This is a genomic window from Desulfuromusa kysingii (genome assembly GCF_900107645.1).
In the GTDB taxonomy this organism is placed as follows: Bacteria; Desulfobacterota; Desulfuromonadia; order Desulfuromonadales; family Geopsychrobacteraceae; genus Desulfuromusa; species Desulfuromusa kysingii.
Genome location: NZ_FNQN01000002.1, coordinates 274526 through 291929, shown reverse-complemented (window position 1 = coordinate 291929; position 17404 = coordinate 274526). Strand labels below are relative to the sequence as shown.

Annotated in this window: 14 protein-coding genes and 1 pseudogene; 8 read left to right on the top strand and 7 right to left on the bottom strand. The window is 48.6% G+C overall.

Annotation, left to right across the window (positions count from 1 at the left end; translation table 11 throughout):
• Nucleotides 1-166: 166 nt before the first annotated feature.
• From mnmL to BLU87_RS04470, 7 genes and pseudogenes are all read left to right on the top strand, one after another.
• Nucleotides 167-1084 (top strand): tRNA modification radical SAM protein MnmL/YtqA, encoded by a 918-nt coding sequence (mnmL, locus tag BLU87_RS04500; RefSeq protein WP_092345137.1) that lies wholly within the window; start codon nucleotides 167-169, stop codon nucleotides 1082-1084.
• A gap of 249 nt (nucleotides 1085-1333) precedes the next feature.
• A complete protein-coding gene (locus tag BLU87_RS04495; RefSeq protein ID WP_092345135.1) occupies nucleotides 1334-3373 on the top strand; it encodes an ATP-dependent helicase in 2040 nt (679 codons plus the stop codon).
• Nucleotides 3374-3427: 54 nt separating this feature from the next.
• Nucleotides 3428-3820, top strand: coding sequence for an OsmC family protein (locus BLU87_RS04490; RefSeq protein WP_245706367.1), 393 nt, complete (start codon nucleotides 3428-3430; stop codon nucleotides 3818-3820).
• Between the two features lie 73 nt (nucleotides 3821-3893).
• Nucleotides 3894-4931, top strand: coding sequence for a diguanylate cyclase domain-containing protein (locus BLU87_RS04485; RefSeq protein ID WP_092345133.1), 1038 nt, complete (start codon nucleotides 3894-3896; stop codon nucleotides 4929-4931).
• 406 nt (nucleotides 4932-5337) lie between these two features.
• Nucleotides 5338-5619, top strand: a pseudogene (locus BLU87_RS04480) (ferritin family protein); the annotation flags it as partial.
• A gap of 117 nt (nucleotides 5620-5736) precedes the next feature.
• On the top strand, nucleotides 5737-6537 hold the full coding sequence (locus BLU87_RS04475; protein WP_092345129.1) for a family 1 encapsulin nanocompartment shell protein: 801 nt from the start codon (nucleotides 5737-5739) through the stop codon (nucleotides 6535-6537).
• Between the two features lie 97 nt (nucleotides 6538-6634).
• On the top strand, nucleotides 6635-6925 hold the full coding sequence (locus tag BLU87_RS04470; RefSeq protein WP_092345127.1) for a YkgJ family cysteine cluster protein: 291 nt from the start codon (nucleotides 6635-6637) through the stop codon (nucleotides 6923-6925).
• Between the two features lie 19 nt (nucleotides 6926-6944).
• On the opposite strand, the gene BLU87_RS04465 is transcribed toward BLU87_RS04470, so the two are convergent.
• Nucleotides 6945-7415: a hypothetical protein gene (locus BLU87_RS04465; RefSeq protein WP_139167463.1), complete on the bottom strand. Its 471-nt coding sequence runs from the start codon at nucleotides 7413-7415 to the stop codon at nucleotides 6945-6947.
• A gap of 328 nt (nucleotides 7416-7743) precedes the next feature.
• Here BLU87_RS04465 and BLU87_RS04460 point away from each other — a divergent pair, with 328 nt between their 5' ends.
• Complete coding sequence (locus BLU87_RS04460; RefSeq protein WP_092345123.1) at nucleotides 7744-9198, top strand: multiheme c-type cytochrome; 1455 nt, start codon at nucleotides 7744-7746, stop codon at nucleotides 9196-9198.
• Between the two features lie 149 nt (nucleotides 9199-9347).
• On the opposite strand, the gene ptsP is transcribed toward BLU87_RS04460, so the two are convergent.
• The 6 genes from ptsP to BLU87_RS04430 all read right to left on the bottom strand — a co-directional run bounded on the left by ptsP (nucleotide 9348) and on the right by BLU87_RS04430 (nucleotide 17202).
• A complete protein-coding gene (gene ptsP / locus BLU87_RS04455) occupies nucleotides 9348-11597 on the bottom strand; it encodes a phosphoenolpyruvate--protein phosphotransferase (RefSeq protein WP_092345121.1) in 2250 nt (749 codons plus the stop codon).
• Between the two features lie 203 nt (nucleotides 11598-11800).
• Nucleotides 11801-13546, bottom strand: a complete 1746-nt coding sequence (locus BLU87_RS04450; RefSeq protein WP_092345119.1) for an acetylpolyamine amidohydrolase — start codon at nucleotides 13544-13546, stop codon at nucleotides 11801-11803.
• Between the two features lie 24 nt (nucleotides 13547-13570).
• Complete coding sequence (locus tag BLU87_RS04445; protein WP_092345118.1) at nucleotides 13571-14659, bottom strand: KamA family radical SAM protein; 1089 nt, start codon at nucleotides 14657-14659, stop codon at nucleotides 13571-13573.
• Between the two features lie 14 nt (nucleotides 14660-14673).
• Nucleotides 14674-15150: a GNAT family N-acetyltransferase gene (locus tag BLU87_RS04440; protein WP_217637433.1), complete on the bottom strand. Its 477-nt coding sequence runs from the start codon at nucleotides 15148-15150 to the stop codon at nucleotides 14674-14676.
• Nucleotides 15150-16157 (bottom strand): D-alanine--D-alanine ligase family protein, encoded by a 1008-nt coding sequence (locus BLU87_RS04435; RefSeq protein ID WP_092345117.1) that lies wholly within the window; start codon nucleotides 16155-16157, stop codon nucleotides 15150-15152. Before BLU87_RS04435 ends, BLU87_RS04440 begins: the two co-directional genes overlap by 1 nt.
• The gene (locus BLU87_RS04430) at nucleotides 16132-17202 is read right to left on the bottom strand and encodes a D-alanine--D-alanine ligase family protein (RefSeq protein ID WP_092345116.1); all 1071 of its coding nucleotides are present in this window, start codon (nucleotides 17200-17202) and stop codon (nucleotides 16132-16134) included. The genes BLU87_RS04435 and BLU87_RS04430 overlap by 26 nt, the downstream gene beginning before the upstream one ends.
• Nucleotides 17203-17404 lie beyond the last annotated feature (202 nt).

Below are 17404 nucleotides of genomic sequence, written 5' to 3'. Positions count from 1 at the left end.
ATTGCTATTCGTCAGTAACTGTATGGATACAAAGTGAGCTGAAAGAATCATTATAGACCGAATCAGAGAGTGGCGTCCTGACTTTTTATCAATATTACGTTGTTGAAATTGAGCCTTTTAAATAAGTCCCTTGCTCTGTCGCCCGGCAACTGGCATAGTTCCGGCCATGCAAAAAAAAGCTTTCAATCTCTACTCGACCCATCTGAAGCAAAGCTTTGGTGGCAGAGTTCATAAGATCTCTATTGATGCAGGTTTTGGCTGTCCGAACCGCAAAGGTGGGCGCAATACGGATGGTTGTATTTTCTGTGGTCCGGGAGGATCCGGTTCGGTCGGTATTGAGCGCGGCGAATCGATTGCGACGCAAATAGAGAATGCCAAAGAGGTGATGCGAAGAAAATATCGGGCCAAGTGGTTTATCGCCTATTTTCAACCTTTTTCCAATACCTTTGCTCCCGTTTCCAAGTTGCGTGATTATTATGATCAGGCACTTGCAGTGGAAGATGTGGTTGGCTTGGCGATTGGCACCAGACCGGACTGTGTCCCGGAACCGGTCATGGATCTGCTCGGAGAATATCATCAGAAAACAGATCTCTGGTTGGAGCTGGGGCTGCAAAGTATCTATGACCGTACCCTTGATTATCTCCAGCGGGGGCATGACTATGCCTGCTTTCTTGACGCCTATCAACGGGCCAAGCAGCGGAACCTGAAGGTTTGTGTCCATGTCATCCTGGGCCTTCCCGGTGAAAGTCATGCTGATATGATGGCAACTGCGGCTGAGATTGCACGGTTGAATGTTGACGGTATCAAAATTCACCTGTTGCATATTTTAGAGGGGACAACTCTGGGTGAATATTATAAACGTGGTGAGGTGCAGATGTTGACGATGGATGAGTATGTTGAGACGGTCGTCGATTTTATTGAACGGTTGCCCCCACAGACGCTTATTCACCGCCTCACTGGAGACGGCCCACGCAAGGCACTGCTTGCCCCTTTGTGGTCAATCAATAAATGGGAAGTGCTGAATGCCATTGATGCTGAACTGGAGCGACGGAACTCTAAACAGGGGGATAAATATGCCAGGTGAGGCGCAGAGAAAAATCGCGTACGCTCCGCAATAGCAGAGATAAGCCGTGATTAAAAGGGCTTAGGAGCTGACAGAGATGGGCATCTCAACGTCTGCACTGTTCTGGACCGGGGTTGCCCCACTCCAAGAAATCAGCATTAACGATGCCCAAACAAGGCTAATAAGTAGAATGACTAATCGAAACATGGGGCGCAATTTAGCAGAAGAATGCACCCGAATCAACAACTGATAACAGAGTATAGACATAATATGTTCGACCTCAACAGTCTTAATCCAGAACAACGTCAAGCCGTCATCCATAAAAAAGGTTCACTGCTCCTCTTAGCTGGTGCAGGATCGGGGAAAACCCGGGTTATTACCTGCCGAATTGCCCATCTGCTGCACCAGGGAATTCCTGCTGAACAGATTCTTGCCGTAACCTTCACCAACAAAGCTGCGCGGGAGATGCGCGAGCGGGTTCGGGAGATGGTGGGCCAAGCTGCGGCCAAAGGGATGATGATCGCAACGTTTCATTCTCTTTGTGTTCGCATCCTCAAAGTCCACATTGATCGGCTCGGGTTCAAAAAGAACTTTTCTATCTATGCGTCCGCCGACCAGCAACGGTTGATAAAAGATCTGTTGCGAGAGTTGAGTTCAGAGAGCAGCTCTGCCGATGCGGATCAAGTCCTCTGGCGGATCAGCAGTGCCAAGAACCACCTGATCTCTGCCGACAACTATCAGGCTAGCGATCAAGATCCTGTCTCTGCGCTTGTCGCTGCGGTCTATCCCCGTTACCAGAGAGCCCTGAAAGCCTTCAACGCGGTTGATTTTGATGATTTGCTCATGTTTACGGTACAACTGCTAGAAGAACATGCCGACCTGCTTGAACACTATGGTTCCCGGTTTCAATATCAGATGGTCGATGAATATCAAGATACCAACCCAGTGCAGTATCGTTTATTGAAACTGCTGGCAAGCGCGCACGGTAACCTCTGTGTGGTTGGCGATGATGATCAATCCATTTACGCATTTCGCGGGGCAGATGTCGCTAACATCCTCGACTTTGAAAAGGACTTCCCAGGGACGAAAGTGATTAAGCTGGAGCAGAACTATCGTTCAAGTGGAAACATTCTTGCCGCTGCCAATGCCGTCATCAAGAATAATGTAAAACGTAAAGACAAGGCGTTATGGACCGCTTCTGGGAGTGGGGCAAAGATTGAATATCACCTGTGTGAAGATAGTGAAGATGAAGCCCGTCAGGTGATGGAACGAATTCATGCCGAGAAGTATCGCCATAAACTCAATTATGGTGACTTTGCAATCCTTTATCGGACCAACAGTCAATCCCGGGCTTTTGAAGAACAGCTTCGTTATGAAAATATCCCTTATGTTTTGATTGGTGGTCAGCAGTTTTTTGACCGCAAAGAGATCAAAGATGTCATTGCTTACCTGAAAGTGATTCAAAATCCCGCTGACGAAGTGAATTTGCTCCGCATTCTCAATTATCCCAAACGTGGCATTGGCGCCGGGAGCATTGACCGGATTATTCGCCATTCTGCCGACCGGGGAATTTCACTCTGGAAGGTTTTGCAACAGCCGCAGCAGGTTGCCGAAGTGAAAGAGCGGACGGCATCAGCTTGTGCAGATTTCACCACCCTGATTAAGCGCTATCAGCAGCGCTTCAAGAAGCCGCTGCGATTGCTTGAGACGTTACAGGAGTTGTTTGTCGAACTGAAGTTCGCAGACGAGATTTATCGTCAGGAAAAGGATCCTCAAGTTGCCAGACGTAGAGTAGAAAATCAGGAAGAGTTGCTGAACAGCATGTCCGTTTATCTGGACCGAACAGCTGATCCTGACCTGACTGGTTTTTTAGATCGCATATCTCTTTTTGATGATGATGCTCCAGGTAAAAATGATAAAGAGAGCAAACTCGCACTTGATGCGGTGACTTTGATGAGTTTACATTCCAGTAAAGGTTTGGAGTTCCCCGTTGTCTTTCTCACCGGTCTGGAAGAGGGGTTCCTGCCGCATAAAAAATCAATATATGAAACTTTTGATATTGATGAAGAGCGCAGACTCTGCTATGTCGGTATAACTCGTGCGCAACAGCAACTTTTCTTTTCTGGTGCCCAGCAACGACGCAAGTACGGCAAGCTGGAACAACGTGAACCCAGCCGCTTTCTCAGTGAAATTCCGGAAGAGTTAATCCAGAAGTCAGCCGGCGAACAAAAGACGAACAGCACCCCGGAAGATGAAGCGGCAAGTGCTAGCAGTTTTTTTGATAACATCAGTCAGATGTTTGGGGACTGATGGATTAAGAAAAAGAAACAGATCAATACTTACAAATCTACAAGGAGAACGTTCATGGCAATGATTACAGCTACTTTTCCTGGCGGAGCAGTAGTAAATGCAAATTTTTCCGGGTTTGAAGTTTCCACCGACCAACCTGAAGACAATGGCGGAACCAATTCAGCACCAGAGCCCTACATGTTATTTCTTTCCTCGATCCTGACCTGTGCCGGGTTTTATGCGCAACGGTTTTGTCAGCAGCGGCAGTTATCCACAGAAGGGATGACAATGACCCTGGATATTGATCGCCATCCAGAGAGCCGTCGACTGGAAAAAGTCAAGATGGCGATTCAGCTCCCCGATGGCTTTCCGGATAAGTATCAAAAGGCGATTGTCCGTGCTGCGGGCATGTGTTCAGTGAAAAAAGCCATTGCAGATCCACCAGAGTTTGAGGTGATTACAGAATAGACAGTTTTGTTGCTCTCCAGGTTTTCTATTTCTGATATCTATTGCACTGATAAATTTGATTGTAGGGACTGAGATGGCTGAAAGTAAGAAGCAACTGGAAAATAAAATTCTGCAACTTGAGAAGGAAAATCAACGCCTGTTGCAGTTAAATGACGAGATGAAGCAGATTCAGACCAGTTATGAGCAGATTCTCGGAGAAAATAATACTCGACAACTCCGATCTGATATCGCCTGCATGCAGCTGGAACAAATCTTTTCCGCTTACAGCGATCCTATGTGGGTGTTGCGGGAGGATGGACGCATTATCAGGGTGAATGATGCGATGTTGGCGATGCTCGACAAGACCGATGATGAAGTGCTTGGCAAGACCTGTTCATCGTTTCTCAGTCATAATCTGTGTCAAGACGCAACTTGTCCGTTGAAAAGTCGTAGCACTGCCAAGACCACTGAAGTCAAACTTTGTCTGTCCGGTCAGGTGGCAGAAGATAGTTGTTATCTGCTAACGACGGCCCCCCTTATCATGATTGATGGTAGTCCTGGTATCGTCGCCCAGTTTAAAGATATCACCAGTCGTAAACAGGTTCAGGAGGCATTGGAAAAGATGGTTCACATCGACGGCCTGACCCAGATTGCGAATCGTCGTTGCTTTGATGACACGCTGGCCAAAGAGTGGTTACGGCTCAAGCGCTCAGGTCAGCCGGTCAGCTTGCTGCTTTGTGACATCGACTATTTCAAGAAATTTAATGACCATTATGGCCATCAGGCTGGTGATGATTGCCTGCGTGATGTTGCTGCAGCACTGGCTGGATCAGTTTTACGGCCCGCGGATTTGGCGGCTCGTTACGGCGGAGAAGAGTTCGTCCTCTTACTCCCCGAAGTTGCCTTAGAGGGGGCGATGAAGGTCGCGGAACGGGTCCTCGAAGCGGTTAGCGCGTTGCAGATTCCCCATCGGAATTCTGAAGTGGGCAGCACTGTGTCCATCAGTATCGGAGCAGCAACCTTGATTCCAATTGATAAATATCAACCGGAAACATTGATCTCTTTAGCTGATGGTGCTCTCTACCGTGCGAAGGAACAGGGGCGCAACAGATTTTGTTTAGCACCGAGTTGACACCCTTCCTGCTTACGACTCTCAAGCTAGGATCACGCTGATTTTTAATCATTGAAACCAAAGTAAGTTTTGAGGGGGGGCTGTTGATGAGTTCCTAGCGTCTAACCCTCTGCTCTGGCACGTCTAAATTATTCCCTCGTGATTGTGTTCCAGACCCGAAATCCGTCTTTTTATCCTCGTCCATGTTGTCTTTTTTCCCCGTTTAACCTGCGGATTTTTCCTCTCATTTCGGTCTGGCCGCGAGCGTTGTATTACCATCCCGGCGTCAGTCTAAACACTTGAATGTAGGTAGCTAAGTGCTATGCTTTTGGTTGAGCTTATTTTTATAGCCTGGTTAAACGCGGACATCGTCTCCAACTGAAGTTTCCCGTTGGAGACACACTTAATAGCTGTCAAGGAGGAAAAAATGCCGGAATTTGGTCACCCATTCAGTGTTCTCAAACATGATCGCATGCTGACTCACCCAGAGTTGGTGCGTGCTATACGCTTTATGGTCGCAGCTGAATACGAAGCGATTCAGCTCTACCAGCAACTTGCAGAATCAACGGATAATGTCCTTGCCCAGAAGGTTCTGATTGATATCGCCGATGAGGAAAAAGTGCATGCCGGGGAATTTTTACGTCTTTTGAAAGAACTCGATCCCGAAGAAGAAAAATTTTATCAGGAAGGGGCACAGGAAGTTGAAGAGGAGTTTCTGGGTGCAACTCTGGACGCGAATAAAGATGTTGCTGCTTCTCTTGCAGGTCAGGGATTGGGAATCGGTAGTTTAAAAAGATAGGAAATTTTGGATAGGAGAAATTTATTTATGGACTTACTACGTAGAGAACTTGCCCCCATCAGCCCAAAAGGTTGGGATGAAATCGACTCGATGGCTAAAGAAACTCTGGTTGCAACCCTGTCAGGACGGAAATATATCGATATCGATGGTCCTCATGGAATCGGTCATGCTTGCGTGACTCTAGGACGTTTATCGCTTCCAAAAGCACAAAAGGGTGAGAAGGTTGGTTACGGGTTGCATCAGGTTTTGCCGCTCGTCGAAGCACGAGTTAACTTTACCTTGGAGACCTGGGAGTTGGACAATGTTGAGAGAGGAGCTAAGGATCTCCAACTGGACGCACTGGTAGAAGCATGTCGCGAGTTGGCCATGTTTGAAGAAAAGGCTATTTATAGTGGTTTCAAGCCTGGTATGATCATTGGTTTACAGGATATTGTAAAAGGGAATGAGCTATCGTTTGTTCTTGAAATGGATGCCTTGGTGGATGCCATCTCTGAAGGGCAGACGCAGATGCTCAAAGATGGTGTTGAAGGTCCTGCCAATCTGATTGTTTCAGCGGATATTTGGAAGTTCCTTGCGCGGACATCCCCTGGTGGAACATTGCGCTCCATTGTTGAAAGGCAGATTGCGGGGCAGGTTATTTATTCGGAATTGGTCAAGGATGCTTTGCTTGTGGCTAATCGAAGTGGTGATCTGGAGTTGACTGTCGGCCAAGATTTTGCTGTTGGTTATCACAGCCATACCGCGACAGAAATTAACTTTTTTGCGACGGAATCTTTCACCTTCCGAGTCATAGCTCCTGAAGCCCTGATTGGTTTTAAGCTGAAATAGGCTGAACTTTTTGTCTTGTTATCTACAAAAACCCCGCAACTTACTGCGGGGTTTTTGTTATGTTGCCGTTATCGTTTTTTTGAATAAAAAGGATCTTATGTCAAACCAAACCAAGTCCCAGCTCGCTAACGAACCAACCTGTGCCAACTGTAAGGCCTGTTGCTGCCGTTTGGAAGCAATGCTTTTTGATGACCCTGAAGTCCCTGATTCCTTGACGGTGACAGATGCTCGGGGGAGGAGGAGTATGGCACGCTTAGAAGATGGCTGGTGTTCAGCGCTGGACCGGAAAACAATGTCTTGTACTATCTACACCATAAGACCATGGATTTGTCGTGAGTTTGAGATGGGCGAAGATGAGTGTCTATCAGCTCGTATTGCTTGTCTGTAGCAGGTTTAAAGTCGATGTTTCATTGTTTGATTTTATCGCAGTATGCTTTGATCTCCCGACAGTGCTCCTCTTCATTTTTGGAAATGGATTGAAACATTTTTTGCATGCTTGCGGTTTCAAATTCGACGGATGCTGCAATATGCACGTCCAAGAACTCCTGCTCCAGTTTCAGGGTGATATTTGCTGCCGCTTGTGCCGATAGATTTGTCAACTTGGCTTTGTTAAGGACGTCCTTTGTGATCGTAAGCAGTTGGTCAACCCTGGATTGAGTCAGATTTTTAACCTGGTAAACCCCTTCATGGGGTAACCGGGCAGCGAAACTGATATCCATGGCGTGTTGATCTTCCTCTTTTGCCAACTTAATCCAGATGGCTTGTAGCTCTTCATCCTCAGGAATGGTGGCTGCAAACTGGCGATAGATTGAAGCAATGGATTTTTCGATTGCGACACAGGTATTTAGAAATTTGCGCATGTCTATTTTGTGATTCATTGTTGCCTTGTGATGCATGGAATAAAGTAACCGGTCAATAGCCGACACGTCTTCTTGAAGTTTTCTTTAGATAATCCTTGATTTAGCCTATCTCAGGTTGTGACACAAGAAATCTTTTAACATGTGCCGGTTTTTGTCAGACCGTTTCCATCCGTTTTTCCCTTCTTTGTCTCTTTATCCCCAAAACTGATCCTAATTATAAGGACTCATCGTCACCAATAATGATCAACAGTAAAAACTACACCAAATAAAGAGGGTTTTATGCGTAGATCTTTGGTACTCTGTTTAGGTGGAAACACCAACCCATCAAGAGGAAAAGGAGCTGGCGATGCAATTGAAACAAGTCTGTGTTTTTTTGGGAGTAAGCATAATCCTTGCGGTTTTTTCATCTCTCGCAGCGGCAGAATTTGCTGTGGTGGATAAAGAGCAATACCCCTATGCTCCATCACTGATTCAGTGGGAAAAAACTGCTGCGGAATTCACAGAACCTGAAACCTGTGGCGAATGTCATCCTCAACAATATGAAGAATGGCGCGGATCAATGCATTCTCTGGCCTTCCAGGATCCGATCTATCAAGGGGAGCTAATGCTGGCTATTGAAGCAGTGGGTCATGATGTCGCAAGGCAATGTGAGGGGTGTCATTCTGCCGCTGCTGTGGTCACTGGAGAAGTCAAAGGGGCAGGGTTGACAGGTTTGAGTCCGCTCGCCATGGCAGGAGTTTCGTGTGATGTCTGCCACTCCATTAAAGGCCATAGTCATTGGCAGACCCCAACCCATCAACCGGAAAATGGTTCAATGATTCTTTCCCCGGGGAAAGAGGTGGATGGCGAAGCGGTGCTGACAAAGTTTGGCCCTTTGCCTGTTGAAGAGGGTTGTGGTGATGGTTTTCATGAATGTATTGAATCGCCCTTACATCAACAGACAGAACTTTGCGGTTCCTGCCATCAGATCACCCACTATGAGAAGCATACCCCTCTGGAGATGACTTATTCAGAGTGGAAGAATAGCCCCTATGCGGCAAAGGGGATCAATTGTCAGGATTGTCATATGGTGGAATTGGAGACATTTAAGCGCTCTGCTGATACCTTTCAGAAGCCGGTACGGGATGAATATCACCACTATTTCAACGGTGCCAATTTTTTGATGTATGCACTGACGGAGATGGCGGCGCAAAAGTCTGGTGATGAAGAGCTGGCAGCAAGTTCACGTCAGAAATACGAGATGGCCGTTGGTCGCTTGCAAGCCGCTGCAACTCTGGATATCAGCCCAGTGTATCGGCATGGAAAACTGGCCGAAGTGGTAGTGCGGATCAATAATCAGCGGGCCGGACATTATCTGCCGACATCTTTGACCAATATTCGGCAAATGTGGCTTGAAGTGACAGCCACTGATGCTTCTGGAAAGACGATCTTGAGCAGCGGTCAGGTCAACTCAAAGGGGCAGTTACCTGCCGATGCGAGACGTTTTAACTCGGATGGCATGGGGGATAATATGCATTTTGCCATCGATCCTTGGTCGATTGTCAGTTTTTCCAAGCATGACACGATTCCCCCTAAAGGGTATCGAGAAGTCCATTATGGTTTGACTGGCACTGGTGATGATCCGATCAACTTGAATGTGAAACTGCGCTTTCGCCAAGCCAATCAAAAAGTTGCTGAAAAGTTGCTTAGTCATGTTCCTGACGATATGAATCTGGAGGCAATCTACGGCATCAAAGAAATACCGACAGTCCCTATCATTGATATGATTGATAAGACAGTCACCATCAGTGGGGAAGAATAATAGCGACTTCTGCAACTGATCTAGGTGCTCTCAGCATCTAATTCAGCAGATTGTGTCTTTACTGAACAGGGCGAGAAAAGTTGACTCTTGTCATCCACGGACTTTTCTCGCCCCCACAAAAAATCCACCGCTGGACTGTTGCCATGGTTTTAGTGCACCAGTTTTCCGAGTTTATGCTTGATCAGTACTCCTTTGGTCAGTTCCCGAATCTGCACTTCACTTTCCATGGTCAATGCTTTCTGCAGAGTTTCCTCGGCAACTTTGACCGGCATGGTGCGGATGAGCCATTTGACTTTCGATAAATTGTAGGCGCTCATACTTAAGGCTTCAATTTTCATCCCTAGCAGCAGGATAACGGCCAGAGGATCGGCTGCCATTTCGCCACAAAGACTGACGGGAAGATGAATCGTGCGGCACAGTTGTACAATGCGATAGATCTCCTGCAACACTGCCGGATGTAAATTATCAAAAAGGTGCGAAACGCGGGAGTTGTTCCGATCCAAAGCCAGCAGGTACTGGGTCAAATCATTTGATCCGATCGAGATAAAATTGATGCGACTGGCAAAGAAGGGGAGCAAATTGACTGCCGCAGGGACTTCAACCATGATGCCCACAGGGGGGCGTTTGACTTGGTAGCCTTCCAGCTTGAGCTGGGTGCAGGCATCTTCAAGTAAAAGATTGAAAGCGTCAAGTTCATCGACCCGGCTGACCATCGGTAACAGGATATGGAGATTGTCGAGCCCTTCTGATGCACGTAACATGGCGCGTATCTGGGTCATGAAAATGGGACGATTATCAAGGGTGAAGCGAATACCCCGCCAACCGAGGTAGGAGTTTTCCTCAGAAAAGTGGAAATAGGGGAGGGCTTTGTCGCCGCCGATATCTAACGTGCGGAGGGTGACTGGTTTTCCCTCGTATGTGTTTAGAACATGGCGATAAATCAGCCGTTGTTCTTCTTCTGTAGGGAAATTCTCATGGATCATAAAAGGGATTTCTGAGCGGTATAAGCCAATCCCTTCAGCGCCACGCTTCAGACCGGGTGAGATATCGGCCATCAGTCCCGTGTTCGCATAGAGGTGAACCCTGTGACCATCTGGAGTGATTGCCGGCTGTTCTTTCAGTCCTTCCAGTTCTGTAAATAAATTTTTCTCGCGACTGGCGAGCTTCTGATATTCACTGAGGACTTCCTGAGACGGGTATAAAATCACCTGCCCTTGATAGCCATCTAGGATGGCGGGAATTCCCTGTTGCAGGTTCTTGATTTTTCCGGTTCCCATAACTGCTGGTAGACCGAGAGCGTTGGCAAGGACGGCAGTATGGGAAAGGCTTGAGCCTGTCTGGCAGAGGATCCCTACCAACTGTTCACGTTTATAGCGGGCTATGTCGGTAATGCTGATCAAGTCGCCCGCTAGGATCAGGTTCTGATCTTGGCTGACCGCTGTTTTTCGCCCATGAAGTTTAGAGTGGAGTTTGTTGCCAATGTTCCAAACGTCTTCAGACCGCGAGCGCAGGTAAGGATCTTCCATATTGCCAAAGAGGTCAGCATACTGGCTGATCGCAGCTCGCAACGCCCCTTGAGCCCAATTCCCCTGGCGAATCCCTCGTTCTACGTCGTCGATCAGTTCCTTACTTTCGAGCAACATTTTATAGGCGGTAAATATGGTCGCTATATCCCCGGATAGGGAGTCTTTAAGAGCTAGTGATCCTTGATCTATTTCATATTGACATTGCTGTAGTGCCGTATGAAACTTATCAATCTCAGCATCAATGTTCTTGCATTCCTGATCAGCAACCTGCTCCAGAGAATCTTCGCTCAAGAGGTGAATCACACCAGAAGCGATCCCTATGGCCCCTTTCACTCCGAGGACACGTTGCATCGACTGATTATCTTGCGCAGTCATATCGACCCAGGAATGACTCTGATCCAGCGATAAAGTGGCGGCTAACTGTGCTGCGATCGTGAGTAGAAACGCTTCTTCATCGTCTGTAAATTTGCGGCGCTGACTTTCCTGCACCACCAGAACTCCGACCAGACGGCGTAAATGAACCAAGGGGACTCCCAGAAATGCCTGGTATTGTTCCTCCTGGGTTTCAGGAAAGTAGCGGTAACCGGGATGTTTTGATGCATCTTCAATGTTCAGCGGATGGCTATTGCGGGCGATGGTGCCGACCAAGCCCTCTCCATAGGTTAATTTCACTTTTCCGACAGCTGCGGGATCAAGGCCATCAGTCGCCGTCAGGGTGAGGACATTTGTCTCATCCGCGATGAAGAGGCTGCAGACACTCACCTGCATTGCCGCACGCACGGCTGAAACAATGTAGACCATCTGCTTGGATGGAGAAGCTAAAGACGCCGCTTCTTGAACAATTTTTTTCAGCAGGCTGAGGGAATTATTCATTATGCAGCTCGATGTTCTTCATTTAGCTCTCCTTGATCTTTATTGCCCATACAAAAGGGCCAAAAGACGGATGTAAGAAGATTGAGTCCCTGTCAACAGGGCGGTGATGAATGGGACGTTGCACAAATCAATTACGCCCAATCCATAACTCTTGTTTGCAGCACAGTTTCAAGTTAGTAGCGGTAGAGGAAATCGTCAACCTATTATTCCAGAAAAGTTCCAGCCCAGAGCCCTTGGAAAAACTGTCGAGCGTTGCTTCCTAGTGCCCGACTATCATACCCTCCCTCCTGGACCACCAGTGTTGGCAGATGTAATTTCCCGATAAGTAGACCATTGGCAAAGAAATCTTCCCCATTCAGGCTCCAGGTTCCGGTTGGATCCCCTTTGGCAGTGTCCAGACCGAGGGCAATGATGAAGAATTGTGGCTTGAACTTGTTGACGCGTTGTAATGCCTGAGACAAAATTTTCCGATATCCTCCCCCTTCTAACTCCTCTTGAAGGGGGTAGTTTTGATTATATTTCAGTCCTTCACCTTCGCCCATTTCGTCATCGAAGCCGGTAAAGTAGGGATACGCGAAGCGGGGGTGCCCATGGATAGAGAGAGTGAGAACATCGGCGCGACGATAAAAAATATCCTGCGTACCATTGCCGTGGTGATAGTCGATATCGAGCACGGCAACGCGCCCATGGGCAGAGAGAAACTCAGCTGCTACCGCTGTGGAGTTAAAATAGCAAAAGCCTCCGTAAGACCTGCGCTCTGCATGGTGTCCCGGTGGACGGACCAAGGCGTAGGCGAGGCGTTGTCTCCCCAGTAGGCTGTTGGCGGCAGTCAGGGCACAATCAACGGCACGTCGGCTTGCCGGATAAGCATTGGCAGTTAGCGGTGTAAAGGTATCGATGCAGTAATAGCCTGCACGAATCGCACGATCCACCGGAGGACGGGCTTGATTGCGAATCGGAAAGACGTAAGGGTAAACGGATTTCCCCTCGGGGAAATGCAAACAAACGGCTTTTAAGTAGCGGATAAAACCCTGATCATGAACGCGCTTAAGCATCTTTTCTGGATGGCGCTTCGCTCTGATCTCGCGGAACATCCCGGTGGGTAAAAGTTTGCGGGTAATCGCCCGGATTCGGACTGGAGCTTCAACATAGCCGCGCTCACGAATATGGTGAATATCATGCTGGTCATTCACAACGAGGATAATCTTTTCATCCTCAGGGAGTTCTCTGTGCTGTGGTGGTTTGCAGGTTTCGGGATTCAGATAACGGGGAGGACGAATCTGTACCGGGTTGTCAGTGAAAGAATGAACGACCTTCTCGATATATTCCGGCGGACAATGTTGCTGATATTTGCGCTCTAGAATGGCCCGAACTATGACTTGAGCATGGTTTTGGTTCAGTGGTTCTTGACTCCCCAAGGGGTCGAAGACCAGGTAGGGAGGGCTGTCATCTCCCGGTTTGACCGGGGTTTCATAGGCGGTTCCATTGATTGGTCGAGCACCGTACTGTTCATAGAATTTAAGTCGAGACCGGTTCTGGGCCCGATGCTTGGGGCTTTTGCAGAGTTCTGGATCATCCGGCAGGCATTCAAAAAATATCCCCCGACTGCTCCAGGCGGTCGCATCGGCGCGCAGCCGTTCATAGAGAGCCCCACCAATACCTCGGCCAGTCATGTTGGTCGCTGCTGAAATGTAATCGAGATAGTCGAAGCCTAGCTGCGGTTCATGCAGCAGCAAGGCAAATCCCTTGACCCCACTACGGACTCCTTCAGCAACATAGAGGACGGCACGAAATTTATGCTTGAGCGGGTTCTCTAATTGTTGTGGCAATTTGTTCACGTCCTTGTCGCTCAAGCCGGGGAATTGTTCGCGAAGAATTCCCTGAACCTGTTCCATGACCCTCTGATCAGAGGAGAGCCGAGTGTCGAAAAGACGCCGTATTCTAAACATATGCCGTGCTCCTTAGTGAATTCCCTAACTGCCTACCACTTGTTGCCACTCCAACTGCTCTGCTGGTTTAGCTGGTTCGGCGTTGGTGTAATGATAGACGTCGCCAAGGTAATTTTTCAGCACAACATCGCTGCCAAGTTGCTGGAGATAGTCAGGAAGTAAGGGGATCTTGCCACCGCCACCGGGGGCATCAATGACATAGGTTGGTACTGCCATTCCCGAGGTGTAGCCACGCAAAGCGCGCATAATTTCCAAACCCTCTTCGACGCTGGTGCGGAAATGATCCGTCCCCTGAACTTGATCGGCCTGATAAATGTAGTAAGGGCGGACTCGGATCATCAACAAGCGCTGCATCAGTCGTCGCATGACCAAAGGATTATCATTAACCCCGCGCATCAAAACGGTTTGATTCCCCAGAGGGATGCCCGCATTGGCTAGCCGGGCGCAGGCTTTCGCTGATTGTGGAGTAATCTCATCAGGATGATTGAAATGGGTGTTGATGTAGAGTGGATGATAGCGCTTCAATACCCGCACCAGGCTCGGAGTGATCCTTTGCGGTAGAACCACAGGGATTCTGGAGCCGATGCGGATAATCTCAAGATGTGGGATCGCCCTGAGGCGACTGAGAATATTGTCAAGGCTGGCATCACTACGTAGCAGCGGGTCGCCACCAGAAAGGATAACATCGCGAATTTCACGGTGCTCACGGATATAATCAATGCCGGCATCAATACTCTCTGCGTTGATCGCCATATTGGCACAACCAACCTTCCGTTTACGAGTGCAGAAGCGGCAGTACATGGCACAGGTTGAGCTGATCATGAAGAGGACACGATCGGGGTAACGATGCACCAGATTAGGAATCGGGCTTTGATTTTCTTCATTGAGAGGGTCAACATGGCAGACCTGATCTTGTAGCTCCTGTTCGTCGGGTACGGCCTGCTTCCAGATGGGGTCACCCATTGTTTGGATCAAACCCAGATAGTAAGGGTTGATCCGCATCGGGTAGCGTTCAGCGACGGTGAGTAAGGGGGCCGGATCAATGCCGAAACGTGCAGCTATTGCTGTCGGTTCTGTTAAACTGTTTTGCAAAATTTTTTGCCAGGATTCCATAACTGATCTCCGCGTTAGGAAAAACGTTTGATATAGGTGATCCGGTCGTCTCCCGGGTTATAGAAATCGGCAATGACCGATTCTTTCCGGTAGCCGGACTTTTCATAAAAATTACGGGTTTTGAGATATGCTTCTTTGGAGGATGTCTCCAGACAGATCATACGAGCACCTTGCTGTTGCATATCAAACTCGGCTGACTCGATTAATTCACGGCCGAATCCTTTACCATGGATCTTTGGATCGGTGGCGATCCAGTAGATGTCAAAGTTACCGTCAGTCAGTGGAATAGGCCCATAAAGGATATATCCCACGGGGCGGTCATCATTGCTTGTGACCAGGACCTGATAATCGCGTTGTTCTGGCTGATCAAGGACGATCTGTAGCAGTTCAACGGCACATTCAACTTCTGACGATGTAAACACATCAATCTTTCTGAGTCGGTTGAGGATACCCTTCAACTCTGACATGTCAGCAGGTTGTAGCTTGTGCATTAGTACGGTTCCTTTCGTTGACTGGCAGATTCCAGTATCTGTTCAATGAGTTGGTTGTAGGTCAATCCTGAGACGCCGGCTGCGCAAGCCAAACCTGCATCTGGTGAGATATCTGGGTTAGCGTTGACCTCAAGAATATAGGGAATCTGGTTGCGTAGGCGGATGTCGACCCGAGCGTAGTCACGGCAGCCAAATAATTTGTAAGCCTGTTGTCCAACGTTGTTGACCAACCGGGTTTCCGCTGATGTTATTGTTGCCGGACAGACGGGGATGGTCCCTCGGTAGGCAAGACTCTGCGGGGCCCATTTACTCTCAAAACAGACGATTTTTCGCGATAACTCAGGCGCAAAGGTGATCTCAGCTGGTGGCAGTACGGTTAAGTTTTCACTGCCGAGGATAACGACATTGATTTCTCTGCCATCGATGAATTCTTCAATCAGGGCTGGCTGGCGGTAGACATCGTGAATAAATTGAATTCGCTGTTTGAGTTGTTGCGAGGTGTCGATCACACTGAGGGCTTCAATCCCCTGAGAAGCGTCTTCAAAGGGCGGCTTGACAATCAGCGGGTAGTTTAGACCAGCGGTGTCATGATGCCCGTTTCCAAGTTTTGCGACGCAGAATGGTGGTGTGGGCAGGCCGTGTTGCAGCAATAGTGATTTGCTACGCAATTTATCCTGGGTCAGTCCAAGACAGAGTGGTGGTGAACCGCTGCTGGGGAGATGCAGGAGTTCAAAAATGCCAGCCACATTCATCTCCAGATGAGCATTGCCCCAGAATCCTTCACAGAGGTTGAAGGCGAGATCTGGAGAGAAACGTTCTATCTTGCGGAGAAAATCCATCAAATTGTCCGCGAGCGAAATCAGTTCCGGCTGATGTCCGAGCTGATGGAGGGCCTGTAATACTGCCTTTGCTTGATCGTAGGAACCTCTATCCGCAATCCGATCACGAACCTCTCCGTGGTTGGAATATTCGGGGGTCTGGTTATAACAAACAGCGATGCGCATCATTTTTCTCCACCAGGTCGAGTCGTTCGCAGGCAGCAGTGACGACACTGAGAATCATCTCCGGGTAGCTTAATCCAGCGGCACGGGCAGCTTTCGGGAAGCAACTGTTCTGCTCCGGCCGAGGCAGAACCCCCGGAAGCGGATTAACTTCGATGATCTGTGGGTGGCCACCGGTATCCAGCCGCACATCAATACGGCACCAGTCGCGACAACCCAGGTGGAAAAACGCCTTGCGGCAGAGGTCTTCGATTTTTCGTTGTAGGAGCGGCGCAAGCTGTGCCGGACAATGGAAAATCTGCAAGGGGGCGGTTTCGGTATCCCAGAGCCATTTGGCTTCGTAGGAATAGATCGGATTTGCCCCCGGAGGGAGGGTCGAAAGGTCAATCTCGACAATAGGAAGAACCTGAACGGCTGTCCCGTTACCAATCAGAGCGACGGTGAATTCACGACCACAGAGGAATTCTTCGACCAGCACCGGTTGTAGATAGTGGGCCCAGACGTCGTCAAGCTGCCTCTGTAATTCGGTTGCATTGTGAACTAATGATTTGTCTGTGATCCCTTTGCTGGATCCTTCCAGTGCCGGTTTCACCAGCAGCGGAAACTGGAAATCGGCAGGAAGGTCAGCAGCATGACGGAGCTGGACGAAGGCCGGAGTCGGGATTCGATGATAAGCCAGGATTTCTTTGGTGCGGAGTTTATCAAGACAAATGCCGAGAGTGATGGGATCGCTGCCAGTATAAGGAATTTGCAGCATCTCCAGCATCGCAGGAATCTGTGACTCACGACTGCCACCATACAGCCCCTCAGCCATATTGAAAACCAGATCAGGTCGCAATGCGCGGAACTTTTCAAAAGCGTCCAGATCGGCGTTTACTAATGTCACTTGATGTTTTTGTGCCAGAGCTGAAGCGACAGCCTGAATCGTCTGGATGTCATCCCATTCGGCATAGAAATCTTGTGGGAGATGCTGAGTGTCGAAATGTGTGAGTGAGGGAGGTTGGTCGTCCTCCTCAGCGACACTCTGATTGAAAGAGAGTACAATATGCATGATCAACCCCTTTTAAAAATACAAGCCACTGCTACTGAAAACCTCACCCATGAGGCGACAACTTATGTATCGGAAGGGCTTGGCGGCTGTGGCTAAAAAGGGGTCGCTTTTGTCGCTTGGTCGTTGCACTCTTCCGACTAAAATGTCATTTCAGCGAAGCTATACGCTCAAATTTTTGTGGCGTCAATATAAAAAATAGGGG

Excerpts from the sequence above, each read along its gene's own strand:
- BLU87_RS04445 (WP_092345118.1), bottom strand. The coding sequence starts at position 14,659 with ATGGAATCCTGGCAAAAAATTTTGCAAAACAGTTTAACAGAACCGACA.
- BLU87_RS04430 (WP_092345116.1), bottom strand. The coding sequence starts at position 17,202 with ATGCATATTGTACTCTCTTTCAATCAGAGTGTCGCTGAGGAGGACGAC.
- BLU87_RS04465 (WP_139167463.1), bottom strand. The coding sequence starts at position 7,415 with ATGAATCACAAAATAGACATGCGCAAATTTCTAAATACCTGTGTCGCA.
- BLU87_RS04495 (WP_092345135.1), top strand. The coding sequence starts at position 1,334 with ATGTTCGACCTCAACAGTCTTAATCCAGAACAACGTCAAGCCGTCATC.
- BLU87_RS04460 (WP_092345123.1), top strand. The coding sequence starts at position 7,744 with ATGCAATTGAAACAAGTCTGTGTTTTTTTGGGAGTAAGCATAATCCTT.
- BLU87_RS04450 (WP_092345119.1), bottom strand. The coding sequence starts at position 13,546 with ATGTTTAGAATACGGCGTCTTTTCGACACTCGGCTCTCCTCTGATCAG.
- BLU87_RS04490 (WP_245706367.1), top strand. The coding sequence starts at position 3,428 with ATGGCAATGATTACAGCTACTTTTCCTGGCGGAGCAGTAGTAAATGCA.
- BLU87_RS04435 (WP_092345117.1), bottom strand. The coding sequence starts at position 16,157 with ATGATGCGCATCGCTGTTTGTTATAACCAGACCCCCGAATATTCCAAC.
- ptsP (WP_092345121.1), bottom strand. The coding sequence starts at position 11,597 with ATGAATAATTCCCTCAGCCTGCTGAAAAAAATTGTTCAAGAAGCGGCG.
- BLU87_RS04475 (WP_092345129.1), top strand. The coding sequence starts at position 5,737 with ATGGACTTACTACGTAGAGAACTTGCCCCCATCAGCCCAAAAGGTTGG.
- mnmL (WP_092345137.1), top strand. The coding sequence starts at position 167 with ATGCAAAAAAAAGCTTTCAATCTCTACTCGACCCATCTGAAGCAAAGC.
- BLU87_RS04470 (WP_092345127.1), top strand. The coding sequence starts at position 6,635 with ATGTCAAACCAAACCAAGTCCCAGCTCGCTAACGAACCAACCTGTGCC.
- BLU87_RS04485 (WP_092345133.1), top strand. The coding sequence starts at position 3,894 with ATGGCTGAAAGTAAGAAGCAACTGGAAAATAAAATTCTGCAACTTGAG.
- BLU87_RS04440 (WP_217637433.1), bottom strand. The coding sequence starts at position 15,150 with ATGCACAAGCTACAACCTGCTGACATGTCAGAGTTGAAGGGTATCCTC.